The organism is Gallibacterium trehalosifermentans (genome assembly GCF_042433055.1).
Classification (GTDB): domain Bacteria; phylum Pseudomonadota; class Gammaproteobacteria; order Enterobacterales; family Pasteurellaceae; genus Gallibacterium; species Gallibacterium trehalosifermentans.
Map to the genome: position 1 here is coordinate 56,482 of NZ_JBHLWB010000008.1, position 21,065 is coordinate 77,546.

Below are 21,065 nucleotides of genomic sequence, written 5' to 3' on the forward strand. Positions count from 1 at the left end.
TACCTAAGTATCAAGACGGGATAGTAGTTTACAGGATTTATCAATTTAACTCAATCTCAGAATCTGAGATTGCCTTGAAAGACAATCTCTAAATTCATTACCAAGTCATTTGCTGATCTTTATTGTATAAAGAACGATAACCGAAATAGAGCGAACCAAAAACAGATAAACAAACGGCAGTACAGATCGCAATCATCATTGCAATTTGGTAAAGAATCGCTGTATTTGGTAAGGTACCCGAGAGAATTTGTCCTGTCATCAAACCTGGTAAGGCAACAATACCCATACCGACCATTGAGTTTAACGTTGGTAATAATGCACTTTCCAATGCTTGATTCACAAATGGCGTCAAAATGCGTTGTGGTGTGGTACCAAAATTTAACAGCGTTTCTATACGTTGGCGTTCACTGGCTAAACTTTCACGAAAAGTTTTTACGCCAAGATTTACACCAGTCATCGCATTTCCCATAATCATTCCACTAAGTGGGATAACATATTGTGGGTGAAAGAAATTTTCTTTTACCACAACAATAATGAAAAAGGCTAATACCGCTAATCCTGAAAATGAAATTGAACCTGCGATGGCATATTTAAAATGCCTATTCAAGCTAGGATTTTTTGACAGTACACGATGTACCGCAAAAATAATCATTGCAACGAGGTAGAGTAGCGTAAAAATAGGGTGGGGATTTTTAAAGATATAAGTAAGAATGAAACCAGCCAGAATTAGCTGGATTGTCATACGTAGGCTAGCAACAAACAGCAATTTTGATTGGTTAATTTGGCACTTTTTCATAATAAAAAGCACAACTAATAGGAGTAGATAAACCAAACTAAAGTTAATGAATTGGATTTCTGTAATATTATTCATCGCCATTCTCCTTTTTTAATTCAATTATATGATCGGCATAACGTTGTGTGAGCGTATGATCATGGCTAATGACAATTAAGGTAGTATGAGGTAAACAATATTGCTTTAAGCTAGATAAGACTTGGTTTGCAATAGTAGGATCTAGTGCAGAGGTAGGCTCATCTAACATTAAGATTTGTGGCTTAAAACTTAATGCAATCGCTAAGAACACCCTTTGTTTTTCTCCACCAGATAAATTGGTAACCGTGTGTTCAAGAGAGAAAGGCAGTTGGCAAATACTAAGGTATTGTTGTAAATCGTTAACAGGAGGAACATTACTTTCTCTATAATGATGATATTGTTGAAAATTTTCTAAAATTGAACCAGAAAAAAGATAGGTTTGTTGAGAGACAAGAAGAATTTCACGACGCAATATTATTTTATCAAGTTGTTGAATATTTTGATTTTTATATAAAATATTTCCTTCTGTAAGTGGCTTGGTACCATTAAATAAATGTAGTAATGTACTTTTACCACAGCCACTAGGTCCTTGTAGAAAAGTGGCTAGACCTTTGGAAATTTCAATTTTGGGATAGCGAATTTTTTGCTGAAAGACAACATTTTCAGCACTTAAAATAACAGACATAACTTACCTTAACTTGATACTATATTTTGTAATAACAGGAGAAATTGTATATGAATTTCCAACAAATTTTGATGACCTTGCCACCTATTGATGATATTCATCAAATTGACATTTTAAATTTACACGGTGAGATTGTTCATACTATCCCTGCTATAGCGGGAAAATTAGGATCATTGCGGGTTTATAATGCGTTAGCAGAAAAATTTGCTTGTCAGTTGAATCAAGAAAGTGCAACACAAGGATTAGAATGGTTTGCTGAACATCGTATTGATGCCAGTCAATATCCAGGAAAACACCCAAACATTGACTTACTATTTACTGTCATTAAACAAAATCAACAATTTACCCTAAAAATTTGGCATAAATAGTTAGCGTTTTACTTTCGTAACTTTACCGTTTTAATGGCGTGATCTTCACCCTTTACTAAAATTAAACTTGCCCGTTCTCTCGTTGGTAAAATATTTTCATGTAGATTGACGCCGTTAATGCTCTCCCAAATATGAGATGCAATTTCAATCGCTTCTTTTTCGGTGAGTTTTGCGTAATGGTGGAAATAAGAATTTGGATCAGCAAAAGCCCCTTTTCTAAATTTGAGAAATCGTTTGATATACCAACTTTTTAATAAGGCTTCTTCGGCATCAACAAAAATGGAGAAATCAACAAAATCAGATACGAATAAATTGTGTGTTTTATGGCTGTGTTGTAATACATTTAGTCCTTCAATAATCAGAATATCGGGTTGATTAATTTCTGTAAATGTATCAGGAATAATGTCATAAATAAGATGAGAATAAACTGGTGCTTTGACCTGTTGTTTACCTGACTTTATATCAGACATAAACTGAATCAGTGAATGGGTGTCATACGATACAGGAAAGCCTTTTTTTCCCAACAAGTCTAACTGTTTTAGCTTCTCTAATGGATATAGAAAACCATCGGTTGTTATCAAATCAACACGCCGATTTTCTTCAGTTAATAACGCTTGCAAAATGCGAGCAGTCGTACTTTTTCCAACAGCTACGCTACCAGCAATACTAATGATATAGGGAACTTTGGGCTTATTAATATCTAAAAAGCGTTGAATCACAGTATGGCGTTGTAGGTTTTCTTCAATATAGTAATTTAGCAAACGAACTAAAGGGAGATAAATAGAACGAACTTCATCTAAAGAGAGTTCTTCATTAACACTTAATAATGGTTTTAAATCTTGTTCTGTGAGTGAGAGAGGGACAGATTTTCGTAACGCCGCCCATTGTTCTCGTTCAAAAATTAAAAAAGGAGAAAAATTGTTTGCAGACTGATTGATCACAACACCCTTCTTATTTTAATGAGATTAGAGAAAATGATGGCTGTATGTTATAGAAAGCAACGTGAAAAGGCAAAAGTAATTAAATTATTGTTATTCATGAATAAGTAACAGGTGTTTTTGTTAGATAATTCTTCATATTGAGAATTAAGATGGATTTATCTATATTTAAGTGATTTTGCGCATTTTATGGTATTCATTTAGGTGCTTTTCTGATTAAATTTAGTGATAAAAATAAAAGTACGAAAGAGAATTGCTGGGAATTTAGGCGGAAACTGCAAAAAACAGACAATTTTTGCTTGAGATTTAGGCTACTGATAAAAAATCCTATTTTTTTTCAAAAAAAGTCTTGCCAGAAGAAAAAAGATCCCTATAATACGCCTCACTTGCTTAACGATGCCGACTTAGCTCAGTAGGTAGAGCAACTGACTTGTAATCAGTAGGTCACCAGTTCGATTCCGGTAGTCGGCACCATACTTCTCAAGTAAGTATTTGCATTAGCGCTGTGGAGGGATTCCCGAGCGGCCAAAGGGGGCAGACTGTAAATCTGTTGGCTCAGCCTTCGAAGGTTCGAATCCTTCTCCCTCCACCATTTTATGATGGGACAGATGAATATAGGTGCGGGCATCGTATAATGGCTATTACCTCAGCCTTCCAAGCTGATGATGCGGGTTCGATTCCCGCTGCCCGCTCCACGCTGATATAGCTCAGTTGGTAGAGCGCACCCTTGGTAAGGGTGAGGTCGGCGGTTCAAATCCGCCTATCAGCACCACCTCTATTTTTCTTTCCTTTTTTAGTCAATATCCTGTAATTATCTTTGGTTAATGTGGTAGTTATACGCCATCGATAACCGTGTTTTTTTTAGGGGACTTTCCATGTCTAAAGAAAAATTTGAACGTACAAAACCGCACGTTAACGTGGGTACAATCGGTCACGTTGACCATGGTAAAACAACATTAACAGCAGCAATCACCACAGTATTAGCGAAACACTTTGGTGGAGCGGCACGTGCATTTGACCAAATCGACAATGCGCCAGAAGAAAAAGCGCGTGGTATCACCATCAACACTTCACACGTTGAATATGATACAGCAACACGCCACTATGCACACGTTGACTGTCCGGGACACGCTGACTATGTAAAAAACATGATTACTGGTGCAGCACAAATGGACGGCGCAATTTTAGTCGTAGCAGCAACAGATGGTCCAATGCCACAAACTCGTGAGCACATCTTATTAGGACGCCAAGTAGGTGTACCATACATCATCGTATTCTTAAACAAATGTGATATGGTAGATGATGAAGAGTTATTAGAATTAGTAGAAATGGAAGTACGTGAACTTCTATCTCAATACGATTTCCCAGGAGATGACACACCAATCGTACGTGGTTCAGCATTAAAAGCATTAGAAGGCGATGCAGAATGGGAAGAAAAAATTCTAGAGTTAGCAAATCACCTAGATACCTATATTCCAGAGCCACAACGTGCAATTGACCAACCATTCTTATTACCAATTGAAGATGTATTCTCAATTTCAGGACGTGGAACAGTAGTAACAGGACGTGTAGAGCGCGGAATCATCAAAACAGGTGAAGAAGTTGAAATTGTTGGTATCAAAGAAACTACCAAAACAACAGTAACAGGTGTTGAGATGTTCCGTAAATTGCTAGACGAAGGTCGTGCAGGTGAGAACATCGGTGCATTATTACGTGGAACAAAACGTGAAGAAATCGAACGTGGACAAGTATTAGCGAAACCAGGTTCAATCACACCACACACCGACTTCGTATCAGAAGTATATGTATTATCAAAAGAAGAAGGTGGACGTCATACACCATTCTTCAAAGGATACCGTCCACAGTTCTACTTCCGTACAACTGACGTAACGGGAACCATTGAGTTACCAGAAGGCGTAGAGATGGTAATGCCTGGAGATAACATCAAAATGACAGTAAGCTTAATCCACCCAATTGCGATGGACCAAGGTTTACGTTTTGCTATCCGTGAAGGTGGTCGTACAGTAGGTGCTGGCGTGGTAGCGAGCATTATCAAGTAATTGATAAGAAACAGAAAAGAAGAAAAGACCCGTCTATTTAGGCGGGTCTTGTTTTTTGTTGCAAAGAAAGTTTATTACGGAAATATTCAAATAAAGGAAAAAAATAAATGAAGATTTTACTCTTGAATGGTGGGAAAGCGTTTGGTCATTCGGCAGGCGAATTGAATACTACGTTGCATAATGTGGCAAAAGAAACATTAGTTGCTTTAGGTCATGAGATACAAGAAACAGTGATTGATACTGGCTATGATATTCAAACAGAAATTGAAAAGTTTGTTTGGTTGGACGCTGTGATTTGGCAAATGCCTGGTTGGTGGATGGGTGAACCATGGATCGTGAAGAAATATATTGATGAAGTATTTACTTATGGTCATGGAAAACTTTATCAAAGTGATGGGCGACATCGAGTTAATCCAACAGAGGGGTATGGGACAGGCGGTTTATTACAAGGTAGAAAGCATATGTTATCGCTTACTTGGAATGCACCGATTGAAGCATTTGAGCGTGAGGGTGATTTTTTTGAAGGTAAAGGTGTTGATGGTGTTTATTTCCATTTTAGAAAAGCGAATGAGTTTTTAGGTATCACCGCATTACCAACCTTTATTTGCAATGATGTGATTAAAAATCCAAATGTGGAACAACATATTGCAGAATATAAGGCGCATTTAAGTAAAGTATTTGCTAAATAATCCTAGAAAAGATAAAGTCTGTGCGACTTTATCTTTTTTATTGATGTAAGAATTTATGTTATTAGCAAGAGAAAATCATTTTCCACAATTTGTTGCTGAAGAGCTGCTTCCGTTTGTTGAGCAATTTCCAATTCAATATCTCATTGGCAATGCGCAAAAAAAGATAGCCTATCGTCATTTAACTCACACTGCACATACAAAATTAATCGTTTTAGTAAATGGTCGAGCAGAGAATATTGCTAAATGGAGTGAACTTGCCTATGACTTTTATCAACAAGGTTATGATGTTTTACAGTTTGATCATCGAGGTCAGGGGTTTTCTGATCGCTTATTAAAAGAGAGGGAAAAAGGCTTTATTGATGAGTTCCGTTATTATATTGATGATATGGATATTGTGATTCAGACAGTATTACAACAGAAAGAATATCAACAGCAAGTATTGTTTGCTCATTCGATGGGGGGATTATTAGCAACGAATTATTTAGCGACTTATCCTCATCAGTTCAGTAAAGCGGTTCTTTCTTCGCCGTTTTTAGGCTTAAGAGAAGAAACTGCATTAAGAAACGAAGTGGTTGTAGCTTTAATGGTGCTATTAGGATTTTCTCGTCATTATGTTTTTACGAAAGGACCTTGGCAGCCAGCAGATATTAAAACAACTGATTTAACACATAGCCAAGCAAGATTGGAATTTATGAATCAGATGGCGATGCAATACCCTGATATTCGTCTTGGTGGTCCAACTTTTGCTTGGGTACATCGTTGTCTAGTTGCATTTAAAAAACTACCTAAATTAATCGACAAAATACAGATACCTATGCTGATTTTACAATCTGGTGAAGAGCGTATTGTCTCAACAAAGAAAGTTGAGGAGCTATTTTCCATCACGCCTTTTGCTGATGTTATTGAAATAGCAGGGGCTAGACATGAAATTATGTTTGAAAGCGATGCGATCAGAGAGACCGCACTACAAACGGTTAGCCAATTTTTAAATCAGTAATGAAAACCTTGTACAGCAATAATTAATACTGCTAAATAAAATAAAACAAAGCATATGGCTAATAAATAATGGGCAAATTTCGGATAGCGTAGATGTAATTTGTAAATAATCCTTGCTAAGAGGAAAAGTAGTAACGGATAACTCCACATAAAAACGGACATATTCGTTAATGCTGTTTCATTTAAAGTTGGGTTTTGCTTTAAGCTTGGTGAGAGCAATAAAGAGAGTGGCCAAAGGAATACAGGTACACAAAAGATTGCGATTGCCCACGAAAATTTTGAAAATCTATCAGGAAAATTATTTTTTCTACGCATATAGAAGAGTAACTAATTCAAAATGGTGAACGACAGTATAGCGAATTTTGTGATTCACCTCTAGGATTATGCAGTGAATGTGTATTTACAGGATTAAATATTGGGTGGAATAGAAGTAAATCATTATGATTTTTCACAAAAATTTAATGAAAAGATGTCGATTTTTAGTAGAATGACAACGGAATAATCAGATTAGGCGAGGGAGTTATGAAACAAGCAATACGCCATAACCGTATCATTGAATTAGTCAAATTACACGGTTATATCAGTACCGAAGAATTAGTTGCTGAATTAAATGTTAGTCCACAAACGATTCGTCGAGATTTAAATGAATTAGCAACCAAAAATGAAATCCGTCGTCATCATGGTGGAGCTGCCTCGCCATCAACCTCAGAAAATAGTGATTATGCCTCACGTAAAACACTGTTGTGTCAAGAAAAAGAGTGGGTTGCTAGATGTGTAGCGCAACAAATTCCTAATGGTTCTTCATTATTTATTGATATTGGTACTACTGCTGAAGCGGTTGCTCGAGCATTATTAGATCATGAAAACTTACGGATTGTTACTAATAATTTAAATGCAGCACATATTTTAATGGAAAAAGAAAATTTCCAAATTATTATTGCTGGTGGTGGATTACGTCCAGATGGTGGGATTATTGGTGAAGCAACAATGGAGTTCATTGCACAATTTCGCTTAGATTTTGGCATCTTAGGGATTAGTGCGATTGATCATGATGGGTCATTACTCGATTATGATTACCATGAAGTCCAAGTAAAACGGACAATTATTGAAAGTTCTCGTACAAGTATTTTAGTTACGGATCACTCAAAATTCTCACGCCGAGCGATGGTTCGTTTAGGACCGCTTACTATGTTTGATTATTTATTTACTGATCGTCCACTACCAACAGAAATCGCTACAATGGTAGAAAATACCAATTTAGTGGTTAAAGTATGTCCTTGCCAAGTATGATTGGAATGATGAATTTTGCTAAATGGGTAAGCTATGCGCGATTAATGCGGTTAGATAAACCTATTGGTTCTTTTTTATTATTATGGCCAACATTATGGGCATTATGGTTAGCGAAAGGTGGTCTGCCTGATCTGAAGATATTGCTTATTTTTGTATTGGGTGTTGTTTTTATGCGTTCCGCAGGTTGTGTGATTAATGACTATGCGGATCGACATATTGATGGCAAAGTGAAACGTACTTATCAACGCCCGCTTGCAACAGGAGCTGTATCTGAAAAAGAAGCGAAAATTCTGTTTGTTATCTTAATTTTTTGTTCCTTTTTATTAGTAATCCAACTGAATTTCTATGCGATTGCTTTATCTGTCATTGCCGTAGTATTAGCCTTTATCTACCCTTTTATGAAGCGTTACACGCATTTACCGCAGATATTCTTAGGTGCAGCCTTTGGTTGGTCTATTCCAATGGCATATGGCGCAACAGTAGAGGCATTACCATTAGATTGTTGGATTCTATTTTTAGCAAATTTAGCGTGGACAATCGCATATGATACGCAATATGCAATGGTTGATCGTGATGATGATTTGCGAATTGGGGTAAAGTCAACCGCAATTTTATTTGCTGAATATGATAATAAAATTATTGCCTTATTACAGTTTATCGCCTTGTTATTGCTAATCTATTTAGGGCAAACGAAAAACTTAAATAATGGTTATTTTTTTGTATTAGCGATTGCAGCCACTCATTTTATTTATCAATGCAAGATGACAAAAATGCGAGCAAGAGAAGCCTGTTTTAAAGCATTTCTTAATAACAATTATGTCGGAATGTGGATTTTTATTGCGGTTGTTGTGGGTGTGTCCGAATAAAAGCTGTCAACTCGGAATATTGACAGCTTTTTGATCATTCTTCTTTACAATAAGTAACTAACGTTAATGTTTTATTTTTCATTGAACGTGTTGCGGCATCAGCAATACAAATTGCTCTAGCGGGGACTTCACATAGCACACTTGATTGCTGCTGCTGTAAATGTGCTAATACGCTAGACGCTCCTAATTCAATCGCTCTAGTCAGCCAATATGGACAGCGTTCGTTGGGTTGCCCATATTTTTGGATACCTTTACTACTTTCACGTAACGATAGATCTGCTTCAAATTCATCATATAGATTAAATTGCTGGCGGTGTCCATTAGCAAAAGAAATTGTAACGCTTGAAGTAAAGAAATTGATTAACATTGAGCCAAGCTCACCATGGATAGTAATATCCCATTTAAAAAGGTGGTATGCAGATCCCATTTCTAATGAACCATAGATGCCATTTTTAAATTGTAATAAGAGTTGAATAACATCGTGATGATCAGGGGTTTCCAAATGAGCTCGGTTAGTCGATTGAGCAAAGACATATTCGACTTCTCCCACTAGCCAACCTAATAGATCCAATTCATGGATTTCGTGAAATAATTTTCCACCAGTGAGTTGAATATTATTTTTCCACCAATTTGGTTGAAAAATAGGATCTAACCAACGTTGTCGATTAGCTCGTACTACTGTAACTTTTCCTAATCTTTGTTGCTGTATTATCTGTTTTGCTTGTTGTAGTCCAGGTAATACTCGTAAACAGTGGCCAACAAAAATAGTGGTTTGTTTTAGTTTAGCCAGTTGTAATAAGAAATCGGCATCAGGCTGAGTAATTGTAAATGGAGACTCAACAAAAACAGCACAACCATATTGGAGGGCAATTTCAGCAATTTGGCGATGGCTATGGTTATAAGTTGCAATTAAGACTAAATCAACGGATTGTTGAGCCAATAAGCTAGGTAAATCCGCATAAGCGGTAGAATTATATTTATTGGCGAGATCTTGTGCTAATCCTATTTGTAAATCAGTAACACCAACAAGTTTTGTTGATGTTTGCGTGAATGCTGCAGCAAGTTGTTGTCCAAAAAATCCACAGCCGACTAAAGCAATATTGAGATATTTCATAAAAAAATCCTATGGATTAATGCGTTGACGTAAATAACGAAAATAGAGTAAAACACTATGCTGAAAACGATTGATATCTCGAGCTTCTACAGCATCAACCCACTCTTGATAATTTAAAGCAATTTGTTCTGAGGTAAGAAATGAGGTTGGTAAATTATCTTCTTGTAGTTGGAATATTTGCCAAAAAGCATCTAGATATTGTGATAGTAAAGGATTTTTAATCGCTTGATAGGTTTGTAAGTGAATTTGATATTCTATTGCAATGGAATATTCGCCATCTCTTGCTCGTTGCTTCATTTGCAGGCTTAACTCTTGTAAAGCATCGACCTCTTGATCGCTAATTTTAGCAATAGCCAAAGGGGCAAAACCATATTGTAATATTTCACGTACATCTAAAATATCTAATAAATATTTTATATTATCTTGTAGATGTAATTGGGTATGAAATGCCAAACTTTGGATCATCGGAGTGAGAGAAGATTCGCTAATAAATGTTCCTACACCGTGATGAATATCAAGAATATGTAATGCTTCTAAGGATTTCACTGCCTCCCGTAAACTAGAACGGCTCACATTAAGATGAGTCATTAATTCATTTTCTGTGGGCATTAGGTCGCCAGCTTTTAATCCTCTAGAGAGGATCAGTTGTTTAATTTCTTCTTGTAACGCTAAATTTGACGCTTTTTTTGCTGATTTTTTCATTTTTGTGATCTTTATCGCAGAAATTTTATGCAAAACAAGACATCATATCTCTAAAAGTTAGACATCAGATGTCTTATCTCTTGGTTGTGTAAATAGTAGCTCATTTTTTACTGCTTGTCAGTTAGATCTTGAGTGATAACGATAAAAGGAATGCGTATGGCAACACTATCATTACGTCATATTTACAAGCGTTATAGCAATGGTTTTGAAGCAGTAAAAGATTTTAATTTAGAAGTAGCAGATAAAGAGTTTATTGCATTGGTCGGTCCTTCTGGCTGCGGTAAGTCCACAACATTACGTATGATTGCTGGATTAGAAGATATTTCAGAAGGTGAGTTTTATATTGATGATCGTTTGGTAAATGATGTTGAGCCGAAAGATCGTGATATTGCAATGGTATTCCAGTCATATGCGTTATATCCACATATGACAGTCTATGAAAATATGGCTTTTGCCTTAAAACTCCGCAAAGTCGATAAAGCTGAAATTGATCGTAAGGTAAAAGATGCGGCAAAAATTTTAGGCTTGGAAGCGCTTTTAGATCGTAAACCAAAGGCACTATCAGGTGGACAAAGACAGCGTGTTGCACTTGGTCGAACCATTGTCCGTTCACCAAAGGTCTTTTTAATGGACGAGCCTCTTTCAAATTTAGATGCAAAATTACGCAGTAATATGCGTGCAGAAATTATCCGTATTCATACGCAACTTAATGCGACAACAGTTTATGTTACCCATGATCAAACAGAAGCAATGACAATGGCAGATCGGATTGTGGTAATGAGTGCAGGTGTTGTACAACAAATAGGCTCGCCTAAAGAGATTTATGATCACCCTAATAATCTTTTTGTGGCGGGCTTTATTGGTGCACCAACGATGAACTTTTTACATGGTTATGTACAACAAGGTCATTTTGTTACTGATGATGGTTATAGTTTTTGTATCCCAGATGAGCAATATGAGGTATTAAAAAATCATAATTGGGAAGGTAAAAAAGCGATTTTAGGTATTCGACCAGAAAATATTTCCAATGAGCCATTGTTATTAGGTAGTTATCAAAAAGCAATGATCACTGCACCAGTAAATGTAGCAGAGTTACTTGGGGCGGAATATATTGTGCATCTTGATGTGGGGCAGCAAAGTATCAAAGCTATCGTACATTCTCGGCAGCAAATCAAAATGGGACAAAGTATTAGTCTTGCTTTCGATATGAAGCGTGCGCATTTCTTTGATCCTGAAACTGAACAATCTCTTCTCTAACTTTTCTCTTATAAGGAGCATTGTATGAAACTTAAACATCTTTTAACGGTTGGCGTATCAGTTGTATTAAGCACCACAATTTCTAGTAGCTATGCGCTTGCTGCAGAGTTAGCAGGAAATATCACAGTATGGCATTCTTTTACTCAAGGACCACGTTTAGAAGTGATTCAACAAGCAGCAAATGACTTTATGACAGAACACCCAAAAGTCAAAATTAAAATTGAAACCTTTTCATGGAATGACTTCTATACCAAATGGACAACTGGTTTTGCTTCAGGCAATGTGCCTGATATGAGTACAGCGTTACCAAATCAAGTGGTGGAAATGATTAATATTGGAGCATTAGCACCAGTGAATGATTTGATTGATAAGATTGGACGAGATAAGTTTTCAGAAGCCGCGATTAATGAAGGTACTGTGAAAGGGCAAAATTATTCATTACCACTTTATTCGCATGCGCAAGTGATGTGGATTCGGAAAGATTTATTGAAAAAACATAATCTTGAAGTACCAAAAACGTGGGAAGAGTTATATCAAGCTGCAAAAGTGTTAACTCAAGATGGCGTTTATGGATTATCTGTACCAATGGGAACTAATGATTTTATGGCAACACGTTTCCTTAACTTTTATGTAAGAAGTGGTGGCGGTAGTCTATTAACTAAAGATTTAAAAGTAGATTTAACCAGCCCATTAGCACAAGAAGGGATCAAATATTGGGTGAAACTGTATAAAGAAATCTCTCCAAAAGATTCCATTAATTATGATGTGTTAAAACAAGCGACACTTTTCTATCAAGGTAAGACAGCTTTTGACTTTAACTCAGGTTTCCAAATTGGTGGAGTGAAAGCGAATTCACCACAATTATTGGCTGAAATCGATGCGTACCCGCTGCCGAAAATTAATGCTAATGATCCAGATCGTGGTATTGAAACATCAAATGTACCACTTGTCATTTGGAAAGCTTCAAAACATCCAGAAATCAGTAAAGCTTTTATTGAAACACTTTATCAAAAAGAGCGTTATATCAAGTTCTTGCAATCCGTTCCAGTCGGAATGTTACCTGCGATTAAAGGGATCTCTGACGAGCCAGCGTATGCCAATAATCCAATGGTAAAACAATTTAGCCACGCAGAAAGCGTGATTGAAGCGGCGGTAGAGAAAGGCGCTGCCATTGGTTATGAACATGGTCCAACAATACAAGGTGGATTATTAACTAATCAACATATTATTGAAGCGATGTTTCAAGATATTGTTGCTAATGGTACTGATCCAAAAGTAGCAGCGGAAAAAGCCGAAAAACAACTCAATGAATTGTTTGAAATGGTAGCGCCGTAATCAAATATGTGGGGTGCATTGCCCCCTTTCAGAACAAAATAAGCTAATGATTTTTTATTCCCACTAAGATGGGAAGGGGAGGTTTCGTGATTGCAAAAAACTATACCCGATGGATTTTTGTACTACCTGCATTAATTGTTGTTTCTACTCTGTTTGTGTATCCGTTTTTATCGAGCATTTTTTATAGTTTTACCAATAAAAACTTAATTATGCCGTATTACAAGTTTGTAGGATTTGATAATTATCGGGCAGTATTAACAGATCCTACATTTTGGTGGGCATTCTTAAATTCAATTAAATGGACTGTATTTTCCCTAGTAGGGCAGATACTTGTGGGATTTTCACTCGCCATGGCACTAAACCGAATTCGTCATTTGCAGTGGCTATATAAGATTTTATTAATTATTCCGTGGGCATTCCCAACCATTGTGATTGTATTTTCGTGGCAATGGATTTTAAACGGTGTCTATGGTTATTTACCAAATATCATTGTGAAATTAGGGTTGATGGAAGTTGCACCTAACTTTTTATCGGATAGTACATGGGCATTTATCAGTTTAGTGTTTGTCAATATTTGGTTTGGTGCGCCATTAATTATGGTCAATGTGTTATCTGCATTACAGACCGTGCCTCAAGAGCAATATGAAGCAGCGAGAATTGATGGAGCAAATTCATGGCAAGTTTTTCGTCATATTACCTTGCCACATATTAAGGTTGTGGTCGGTTTATTAGTGGTATTAAGAACAGTTTGGGTATTCAATAATTTTGACATTATCTATTTGATGACAGGTGGTGGACCAGCTAATTCAACGATGACTATTCCAATCCTTGCATACAATATGGGGTGGGGAACGAAGATGCTAGGGCGTTCTTCAGCAGTAACCGTATTGTTATTTATCTTCTTACTACTTGTTTGTTTTATCTATTTCAAAGTGATTAGTCGTTGGGAAAAAGAAGGAGCGCACTCATGAAAAAGCAAAAATCTATCTTAGGCGATATTATTTCGCATACCTATCTGATGATAGTTACTGTAATTGCTGTTTTCCCACTGATTTGGATCGTTATTTCTTCCATCAAAGGAAAAGGTGAGTTAACAGCGGATCCTACAAGCTTTTGGCCAAAAGTTTTTACCCTAGATTATTATCGCCATGTTATCTATGACTTAAATTTTATTATCAATATTAAAAATAGCTTGTTTATTGCATTAAGTACCACATTGATCGCAACGGTGATCTCCGCCATGGCAGCTTATGGAATAGTTCGTTTCTTTCCAAGACTAGGACGAATAATGTCTAAAGTCTTAATTACTACCTATATTTTCCCTCCAATTCTATTAGCGATTCCTTATTCCATTGTGATGGCAAAAGTGGGCTTAGCGAATACCAGTTTAGGATTGGTGATTGTGTATCTGTCTTTTAGTGTGCCTTATGCCGTTTGGTTATTGGTTGGTTTTTTCCAAACAGTGCCGATAGAAATTGAGGAGGCTGCGAAGATTGATGGTGCAAATAAATTCACGGTGTTTTTCAAAATTGTATTGCCACTGGTCGCACCAGGAATTGTCGCAACTGCCATCTATACCTTTATTAATGCGTGGAATGAATTTTTATATGCGCTGATTTTAGTAAACGATACTAGCAAAATGACGGTTGCAGTGGCATTACGTTCATTAAATGGTGCAGAGATTTTGGACTGGGGCGATATGATGGCGGCTTCAGTATTAGTGGTGCTTCCTTCGGTACTCTTCTTCTGCTTTATCCAAAATAAGATAGCAGGCGGATTATCTGAAGGTTCAGTGAAATAAGAAATTAATTGTTAAAACTTGGTATTCTCAAGGAGAAAGAAAATGGTGAAATATGGTGTCGTGGGTGTAGGCTATTTTGGTGCAGATTTAGCTCGCTTTATGAATGAAAATGATGATGCAAAAGTAACGGTAGTCTATGATCCAGAAAATGGAAAATCGATAGCCGAAGAACTGCAGTGTGATGTGGCAGAAAGTTTAGAAGCGTTGGTGGGGCGAGAAGATGTTGATTGTGTTATTGTTGCTACCCCAAATTATTTACATAAAGAACCTGTGTTATTAGCGGCAAAACATAAGAAACATGTTTTCTGTGAAAAGCCGATAGCATTAAGTTATGCCGATTGTGATGAGATGGTGCGTACTTGTGAAGAGAATGGTGTTACCTTTATGGCTGGACATATTATGAATTTCTTTAATGGGGTACATCATGCAAAAGAGCTGATTAATCAAGGTGTGATTGGTAAAGTGTTGTACTGCCATACCGCTCGCAATGGTTGGGAAGATGAACAACCAACCATTTCTTGGAAAAAAATCAGAGAAAAATCAGGCGGACATCTTTATCACCATATTCACGAATTAGATTGTGTGCAATTCTTAATGGGAGGTATGCCCAAAACGGTTACAATGACCGCAGGTAATGTAGCACATCAAGGTGAAAAATTTGGTGATGAAGATGATATGTTATTTGTGAATATGGAATTTGATGATGGACGTTTCGCTGTTTTAGAGTGGGGGTCGGCATTCCGTTGGGGCGAACATTATGTGTTAATTCAGGGGGAGAAAGGGGCAATTAAATTAGATATGTATCATTGCGGTGGCACATTGCGTGTAGATGGCAAAGATACCTATTTCTTAATTCATGAATCTCAAGAAGAAGATGATGACCGTACTCGTATTTATATGGGGACAGAAATGGACGGTGCAATCCAATATGGGCACCCAGGTAAACGCACACCATTGTGGTTAAGTTCAGTAATGAAAAAAGAGATGAAATACCTTAATGATATTATGCACGGTATGCAGCCAACAACCGAATTTGAGAAACTCCTAACAGGTGAGGCTGCGCGAGCTGCTATTGCAACTGCTGATGCGTGTACTCGATCTCGTTATGAAAATCGAAAAGTGGCTGTAGCCGAAATTATCAATGGTAAATAAACAAGCAGTTTCATTGCGTTAATTAAAATAGCCGAGCAGTTTGTCGGCTATTTTTTTATTGTTCATCTGTTTGGAAAGAAATGGGATATTACGCAATTTTCATATTACCTAATGTTCCGTCATCTTCAATTTGTTTTGCTTGTCCGATAATTTCTTTTATTTTTTCGCCATCTTTAAACATCACAAATCCACCGTTTTCCATTTTGGTCCAGCATTCATTTTTTGTTAATGGTTGGGTAGAGATAATGGTAACTTTATCGCCTGGTTTGGCATAATCGTTAAAGTCAATAAAGCCGTCATCATCAACACGGAAAGCTTTGCCAAATGGTGCTTTGCGTGTGAGGTAGTGTAAGAAAGTTGAGCAATGTGCAATCATAAATTGCCCATTAGATAAGATAAAATTAAATGTACCTAATTGAGCGAGTTCTTGGGTAACTTCATAGACAGCGGCAAAGATTTCTTCTTCACTTGGTTTGCGATGATAGCGGCGTTTTAAAAACTCTGCCATATAACAGAACGCGGCTTCTGAATCGGTTGAACCGATCGGTTGGGCACGACAATCAGATAAATCTGGTAAGGTTTTTAAATTACCATTATGTGCGAAAACCCAGTTTTCTCCCCAGATCTCACGCATAAAGGGGTGCGTATTTTCTAAGTTCACATCGCCTTGTGTTGCTTTTCGGATATGTGCTATCACATTAAGTGATTTGATGTGATATTGTTTAACGCAATCAGCAATCGGTGATGAACTACATGGTTTGTCATCACGAAAAACGCGAACACCTTTCCCTTCAAAAAAGGCGATACCAAAACCATCTGAATGGCAATCAGTTATCCCTGCACGACGACGGAAGCCTTCAAAGGAAAACACAATGTCGGTTGGGGTATTACAATTCATTCCCAGTAATTGACACATAATTTAACCTATGAAAATAAATTTAGTAAAAATAAGAGTGCGTATTATAAATGGATAATTCACATATGAGTAGTAAGGTTATTAATAATTATTTGTTATATAAAAGTCTATTTTGTTGTTAAATGGTTATTAATGGTGGTTTGCTATAGTGATTTTAGCGACAAGTTAGGTGAGTTTTTGCTAATTTCTGTTGTGCACGGCGTTGTTGGAAAAATTGGCTAATTTTTTGACTGCACGCTTGAGCGAGTACACCAGAAGTAATCTCTACTACATGATTCATTCGATAATCATCAAAAAGGTGGAAACGGGAGCCGATTGCACCTGTTTTATAATCCATTGCGCCGAAGACTAAACGTTTAATGCGACTATGTAGAATCGCACCTGCACACATTGGACAAGGTTCTAATGTAACATAGAGTGTTGTATTGAGTAGGCGATAATTTTGGATTTTTTGTCCCGCTTGGCGTAATGCGATAATTTCTGCGTGAGCTGTAGGATCTGATAGCGTAATGGATTGATTCCAACCTTCGGCAATAATTTCACCGTGTGCATCGACTAATACTGCGCCAACAGGGATTTCTCCCATGGCTGCAGCTTTATCTGCTAAAGTTAAGGCATATTGCATAAACTGTTGATCTTGTTCGGTCATAATGTGCATAAAAGTGATTGGCGAACGTGGGCGGATTTGAACCGCCGACCTACCCCTTAGGAGGGGGTTGCTCTATCCAACTGAGCTACACATTCGTAAAATTGAGCTAGTTAGTATTGTTATTTTTGTGTTCTTGGCGAAGTAAAGAAATATGCTGAATTTTAATATTTTTTCCTTTCGCTTTAAAGTAATCCGCTAATTGTTGTGCTATATACACTGATCGGTGTTTACCGCCAGTACAACCGATACAAATTGTTAAATAACTACGGTTATTTTGTTCAAGCTGTGGTAACCAAGTTTCGATGTAATTACGTGTAGAATAAAGAAACTCACGTACTACATCATATTGTCGTAAGAAATTAATAATTGGCTGATCTAAGCCTGTGAGTGGGCGTAGTTTAGGTTCCCAGTGTGGATTAGGTAGAAAGCGCACATCAAAAATATAATCGGCATCTTGTGGAATACCGTATTTGAAACCAAATGATTTAATGACAATTTGCAGTTCTTTATTACCGTTACCTCGTACAAACTCACGTAGTTTTTCGGCGAGTTGGTGAGTGGATAAATTTGTGGTATCAATCACAAAGTTAGCGTGTTGAAATAACGGTTCAAGCCGTTCTTTCTCTAAATCAATCGATCCCTCTAACGAGAGATTATCTTTAGAAAGTGGGTGTACACGTCGAGTATCACTATAACGGCGGATTAAGGTATTGCGATCGGCATCAAGATAAATAATTTTAGTATTGCAGGAGTGAGGCAACTGCTCAAGTGTTGTTTCTAATTCTTGTGGTTGTAGTGGAATATTACGAATATCGACACTAATGGCAATAGTTTGTTGACTAGAGGTTAATTTTTCAATCAGTTGAGGGATAAGAAATAAGGGTAAGTTATCAATACAATAATAGCCAATGTCTTCTAATGCACGTAGTGCAATCGATTTCCCTGCACCTGAGCGACCACTAATAATAACAAGCTCCATAATATCCTCCCAGTTTTGATTCAATTCAGAGTGAATGATCGGTAGTTTGTTCGCTTTCTTCTGAGCGTTCAAGTGATTCTACATGATCAAACGTGAGGAAAATTGACCAAACTTCCTCAGGGCTCTTGGCTAAGCGTAATTGTTTACATAAATTTTTATCAGAAAAACATTCTGCTAGATAAGGGAGTAGCGGTGAACAACTTGGGCAACAGGTTTCTGGAATTAAAATTGCAAAGATGAGATCTACATCACGGTGATCTGCCGAGTCGTATTTAATCGGTGTGTTAAGTTGTAAAAATACGGCAATAGGCTTATCTCCTACAGCAAGTTTTGCGTGCGGAATGGCAATACCATTGTTTAACCCAGTATTTCCCATGCGTTCTCGATGACAGATTGCTTCAAAACAACTATTTTCTTGTTCATCGGTTTGTGATGAAACAATATTACAGATTAATTCAAAAACACGTTTTTTACTGGAACATAATAAACCAGTGCGAATATTTTCTTTTTTGAGAAAGTCGGTAATTTTCATACAAGAATTTAGGTATAAAATTAAAGTTTAAAATGCTCACCAAGGTAAACACGTTTTACATGTTCATCGGCTAAAACTTGTTGTGGCGTACCATTTGCAATCATTTTTCCTTCACTCACAATATAAGCGCGTTCACAGACATCTAGTGTTTCGCGTACATTGTGGTCTGTAATTAAGACGCCTAAACCTCGATCTCGCAATGCTTGAATAATATTTTTAATATCTAATACTGAAATTGGATCAACGCCAGCAAAAGGTTCGTCTAGTAAGATAAATTTTGGATTGGCGGCTAATGCACGCGCAATTTCAACTCGACGGCGTTCCCCTCCTGAGAGAGCTTGCCCTAAATTATCTTTGATATGGCTAATGTGAAACTCATCAAGCAGACGCTCGAGTTCGTCAATACGTTGATCTTTGGTCAAGTCTTTACGGATTTCTAATACTGCCATTAAATTATCATAGACAGATAAACGGCGGAAAATAGAGGCTTCCTGTGGTAGATAGCCGATGCCTTGTTTGGCACGTTGGTGCATTGGTAAACGGCTAATATCTTGATTATCAATACTAATTTTACCGTCATCGTGGCTAATTAGCCCAACGACCATATAGAAAGTGGTGGTTTTTCCCGCACCATTTGGACCTAATAAGCCAACAATTTCCCCAGAATTAATGGTTAAACTTACTCCATTAACGACAGAACGCCCTTTATAACTTTTGCTTAGATGTTCAGCAGATAAAACAGACATAATATGCTCTATTTAGATTTTAGTTGGTTTGGAATTAAAACTGTTTTCACGCGTGAAGCCCCATTACCATTGGCTTTTAGTTGTTGTTTCTTCACATCATAAGTAATTAAATCGCCATTAATGCGACTATCTGCTTGTTTCAGTTTTGCATTTCCGATTAAAGTAAGAAATTCTTTCCCTAAATCATAATGTACTTTGTTCGCATCACCATAGACAATTTTGCCATTATCTAATTGTTGTTGAAATTTCACTGGTGAACCAAACGCCTCAATAGTTTCTTTTTTATTTTTTGCTTTTTCTTTGTCGTTTGGGCGAGTGATCACAACTTTATCTGCATGAATTTTGACGCTACCTTGAGTGATGACTACATTATCTGTAAAGGTAACAACATTACTGCTTAAATCAAGTGATTGATTATTCGATTCAATATTAATTGGTTGTTCAGAATCTCCAATTAAGGCGAATGTAGAATAACTAAATAATAAGGTTAATAAACCAAGGAGTGTTAAATTAGTTTTGAATTTCATAATATGTTTTAACCTGTTCTTTTAGCGTTGCAAGTTGTTTTTGTAGGTTACCGTCTAGGACTTTGCCATTACTGGTGAAATTTAACCCTGTTAGCCTAACCATTGTATCAGAAGTGATATCTTGTGTCGTTAAATTGACAAATGCTTTCTCTGTATCAATTTTTTGTAGTTTTGAATTTTTTTGTAAACTTTGTAACTTCACGTTACCTTGCAAAGTTAAATTATCTTTATTCGTTAAAATGGCTTTATCGGCCTGTAATTGCCAGATTTTTACATTATTTTCATCATAAATATATAGAATAGGCTGTGTGAAAATTGCTCTATCGTCATTAAAATAGGCAACATGAGCAGATTCAGCTTGGTATTGAACCAACCCCGTTGGACCATAGACTGTGGTTGTCATCTGTTGTGCAATATATTCTGGATCGGAATCTTTTTTACTTAGCAGTGGTACATCAGTTTGTTGTAAAGAATAAAGCCATGCTGATAGTGTGATTACGATAATAGAGAGTACGATATTCCAACGAATGGACATAGATCATCTACCTTTTTTGGAAAATTTAGCGGGCGGATCATACCATAAAATTGCAATAAGTAAGTTCTTTTTCAACAAGCCAGTGATATTCTGCTAAAATAGCTCCTCCACGATCCA

General features: G+C 36.8%; 24 protein-coding genes and 5 tRNA genes. 15 read left to right on the forward strand and 14 right to left on the reverse strand.

Features of this window, described 5'->3' with window-relative positions:
- Positions 1 to 97: 97 nt before the first annotated feature.
- Positions 98 to 871 carry an ABC transporter permease gene (locus tag ACFFHK_RS07385; protein ID WP_382371067.1) on the reverse strand — a complete coding sequence of 258 codons (774 nt, stop codon included), beginning with the start codon at positions 869 to 871 and terminating at the stop codon, positions 98 to 100.
- Positions 864 to 1,496: an ABC transporter ATP-binding protein gene (locus tag ACFFHK_RS07390; RefSeq protein WP_382371069.1), complete on the reverse strand. Its 633-nt coding sequence runs from the start codon at positions 1,494 to 1,496 to the stop codon at positions 864 to 866. Before ACFFHK_RS07390 ends, ACFFHK_RS07385 begins: the two co-directional genes overlap by 8 nt.
- A gap of 50 nt (positions 1,497 to 1,546) precedes the next feature.
- Here ACFFHK_RS07390 and ACFFHK_RS07395 point away from each other — a divergent pair, with 50 nt between their 5' ends.
- The gene (locus tag ACFFHK_RS07395; RefSeq protein ID WP_382371070.1) at positions 1,547 to 1,864 is read left to right on the forward strand and encodes a DUF2322 family protein; all 318 of its coding nucleotides are present in this window, start codon (positions 1,547 to 1,549) and stop codon (positions 1,862 to 1,864) included.
- Positions 1,865 to 1,872: 8 nt separating this feature from the next.
- On the opposite strand, the gene coaA is transcribed toward ACFFHK_RS07395, so the two are convergent.
- The gene (gene coaA / locus ACFFHK_RS07400; RefSeq protein WP_382371072.1) at positions 1,873 to 2,805 is read right to left on the reverse strand and encodes a type I pantothenate kinase; all 933 of its coding nucleotides are present in this window, start codon (positions 2,803 to 2,805) and stop codon (positions 1,873 to 1,875) included.
- Between the two features lie 395 nt (positions 2,806 to 3,200).
- On the opposite strand from coaA, the gene ACFFHK_RS07405 reads away from it, so the two are divergent.
- The 7 genes from ACFFHK_RS07405 (at position 3,201) to ACFFHK_RS07435 (ending at position 6,548) form a co-directional block, all read left to right on the forward strand.
- Positions 3,201 to 3,276, forward strand: a tRNA-Thr gene (locus ACFFHK_RS07405).
- 33 nt (positions 3,277 to 3,309) lie between these two features.
- Positions 3,310 to 3,394, forward strand: a tRNA-Tyr gene (locus ACFFHK_RS07410).
- A gap of 28 nt (positions 3,395 to 3,422) precedes the next feature.
- Positions 3,423 to 3,497 (forward strand) — tRNA-Gly (locus ACFFHK_RS07415).
- 1 nt (position 3,498) lies between these two features.
- Positions 3,499 to 3,574, forward strand: a tRNA-Thr gene (locus ACFFHK_RS07420).
- A 103-nt stretch (positions 3,575 to 3,677) separates the two neighbouring features.
- Positions 3,678 to 4,862 carry an elongation factor Tu gene (gene tuf, locus ACFFHK_RS07425; protein ID WP_382369816.1) on the forward strand — a complete coding sequence of 395 codons (1,185 nt, stop codon included), beginning with the start codon at positions 3,678 to 3,680 and terminating at the stop codon, positions 4,860 to 4,862.
- Positions 4,863 to 4,969: 107 nt separating this feature from the next.
- A complete protein-coding gene (locus ACFFHK_RS07430; RefSeq protein ID WP_382371074.1) occupies positions 4,970 to 5,551 on the forward strand; it encodes an NAD(P)H-dependent oxidoreductase in 582 nt (193 codons plus the stop codon).
- A gap of 55 nt (positions 5,552 to 5,606) precedes the next feature.
- Positions 5,607 to 6,548: an alpha/beta fold hydrolase gene (locus tag ACFFHK_RS07435; RefSeq protein ID WP_382371076.1), complete on the forward strand. Its 942-nt coding sequence runs from the start codon at positions 5,607 to 5,609 to the stop codon at positions 6,546 to 6,548.
- Here the strand turns inward: ACFFHK_RS07435 and ACFFHK_RS07440 are convergent.
- On the reverse strand, positions 6,542 to 6,862 hold the full coding sequence (locus tag ACFFHK_RS07440; RefSeq protein ID WP_382371078.1) for a DUF5389 family protein: 321 nt from the start codon (positions 6,860 to 6,862) through the stop codon (positions 6,542 to 6,544). The two genes, ACFFHK_RS07435 and ACFFHK_RS07440, sit on opposite strands and share 7 nt — an antisense overlap.
- A gap of 207 nt (positions 6,863 to 7,069) precedes the next feature.
- Between ACFFHK_RS07440 and ACFFHK_RS07445 the strand changes: the two genes are divergently transcribed.
- Complete coding sequence (locus tag ACFFHK_RS07445) at positions 7,070 to 7,837, forward strand: DeoR/GlpR family transcriptional regulator (protein ID WP_382371080.1); 768 nt, start codon at positions 7,070 to 7,072, stop codon at positions 7,835 to 7,837.
- Between the two features lie 5 nt (positions 7,838 to 7,842).
- Positions 7,843 to 8,703 (forward strand): 4-hydroxybenzoate octaprenyltransferase, encoded by an 861-nt coding sequence (ubiA, locus tag ACFFHK_RS07450; protein ID WP_382371192.1) that lies wholly within the window; start codon positions 7,843 to 7,845, stop codon positions 8,701 to 8,703.
- A 34-nt stretch (positions 8,704 to 8,737) separates the two neighbouring features.
- On the opposite strand, the gene ACFFHK_RS07455 is transcribed toward ubiA, so the two are convergent.
- Entirely contained in the window at positions 8,738 to 9,817 is a 1,080-nt protein-coding gene (locus tag ACFFHK_RS07455; protein ID WP_382371082.1) for a Gfo/Idh/MocA family protein, read from the reverse strand.
- Positions 9,818 to 9,826: 9 nt separating this feature from the next.
- Positions 9,827 to 10,519, reverse strand: coding sequence for a FadR/GntR family transcriptional regulator (locus ACFFHK_RS07460; RefSeq protein ID WP_382371084.1), 693 nt, complete (start codon positions 10,517 to 10,519; stop codon positions 9,827 to 9,829).
- Positions 10,520 to 10,675: 156 nt separating this feature from the next.
- Between ACFFHK_RS07460 and ACFFHK_RS07465 the strand changes: the two genes are divergently transcribed.
- From ACFFHK_RS07465 to ACFFHK_RS07485, 5 genes are all read left to right on the forward strand, one after another.
- On the forward strand, positions 10,676 to 11,776 hold the full coding sequence (locus ACFFHK_RS07465) for an ABC transporter ATP-binding protein (RefSeq protein WP_382371086.1): 1,101 nt from the start codon (positions 10,676 to 10,678) through the stop codon (positions 11,774 to 11,776).
- A gap of 24 nt (positions 11,777 to 11,800) precedes the next feature.
- On the forward strand, positions 11,801 to 13,111 hold the full coding sequence (locus tag ACFFHK_RS07470; protein ID WP_382371087.1) for an ABC transporter substrate-binding protein: 1,311 nt from the start codon (positions 11,801 to 11,803) through the stop codon (positions 13,109 to 13,111).
- 86 nt (positions 13,112 to 13,197) lie between these two features.
- Positions 13,198 to 14,082, forward strand: a complete 885-nt coding sequence (locus tag ACFFHK_RS07475) for a carbohydrate ABC transporter permease (protein WP_382371089.1) — start codon at positions 13,198 to 13,200, stop codon at positions 14,080 to 14,082.
- Positions 14,079 to 14,912 (forward strand): carbohydrate ABC transporter permease, encoded by an 834-nt coding sequence (locus tag ACFFHK_RS07480; protein WP_382371091.1) that lies wholly within the window; start codon positions 14,079 to 14,081, stop codon positions 14,910 to 14,912. Before ACFFHK_RS07475 ends, ACFFHK_RS07480 begins: the two co-directional genes overlap by 4 nt.
- A 42-nt stretch (positions 14,913 to 14,954) precedes the next feature.
- Positions 14,955 to 16,064 carry a Gfo/Idh/MocA family protein gene (locus tag ACFFHK_RS07485; protein WP_382371093.1) on the forward strand — a complete coding sequence of 370 codons (1,110 nt, stop codon included), beginning with the start codon at positions 14,955 to 14,957 and terminating at the stop codon, positions 16,062 to 16,064.
- A gap of 88 nt (positions 16,065 to 16,152) precedes the next feature.
- Here the strand turns inward: ACFFHK_RS07485 and ACFFHK_RS07490 are convergent, their stop codons facing one another.
- From ACFFHK_RS07490 to lptC, 8 genes are all read right to left on the reverse strand, one after another.
- Complete coding sequence (locus ACFFHK_RS07490) at positions 16,153 to 16,980, reverse strand: class II glutamine amidotransferase (protein WP_382371095.1); 828 nt, start codon at positions 16,978 to 16,980, stop codon at positions 16,153 to 16,155.
- 154 nt (positions 16,981 to 17,134) lie between these two features.
- The gene (gene tadA, locus ACFFHK_RS07495; RefSeq protein WP_382371097.1) at positions 17,135 to 17,629 is read right to left on the reverse strand and encodes a tRNA adenosine(34) deaminase TadA; all 495 of its coding nucleotides are present in this window, start codon (positions 17,627 to 17,629) and stop codon (positions 17,135 to 17,137) included.
- 18 nt (positions 17,630 to 17,647) lie between these two features.
- A tRNA-Arg gene (locus tag ACFFHK_RS07500) sits at positions 17,648 to 17,724 on the reverse strand.
- An 11-nt stretch (positions 17,725 to 17,735) separates the two neighbouring features.
- Positions 17,736 to 18,608 (reverse strand): RNase adapter RapZ, encoded by an 873-nt coding sequence (gene rapZ, locus ACFFHK_RS07505; RefSeq protein ID WP_382371099.1) that lies wholly within the window; start codon positions 18,606 to 18,608, stop codon positions 17,736 to 17,738.
- Positions 18,609 to 18,633: 25 nt separating this feature from the next.
- Entirely contained in the window at positions 18,634 to 19,140 is a 507-nt protein-coding gene (ptsN, locus tag ACFFHK_RS07510; protein WP_382371101.1) for a PTS IIA-like nitrogen regulatory protein PtsN, read from the reverse strand.
- Positions 19,141 to 19,160: 20 nt separating this feature from the next.
- Positions 19,161 to 19,886, reverse strand: coding sequence for an LPS export ABC transporter ATP-binding protein (gene lptB / locus ACFFHK_RS07515; protein WP_382371103.1), 726 nt, complete (start codon positions 19,884 to 19,886; stop codon positions 19,161 to 19,163).
- An 8-nt stretch (positions 19,887 to 19,894) separates the two neighbouring features.
- Positions 19,895 to 20,413: a lipopolysaccharide transport periplasmic protein LptA gene (gene lptA, locus ACFFHK_RS07520; RefSeq protein WP_382371105.1), complete on the reverse strand. Its 519-nt coding sequence runs from the start codon at positions 20,411 to 20,413 to the stop codon at positions 19,895 to 19,897.
- Positions 20,397 to 20,948: an LPS export ABC transporter periplasmic protein LptC gene (lptC, locus tag ACFFHK_RS07525; RefSeq protein ID WP_382371107.1), complete on the reverse strand. Its 552-nt coding sequence runs from the start codon at positions 20,946 to 20,948 to the stop codon at positions 20,397 to 20,399. The genes lptA and lptC overlap by 17 nt, the downstream gene beginning before the upstream one ends.
- Between the last annotated feature and the right edge of the window lie 117 nt (positions 20,949 to 21,065).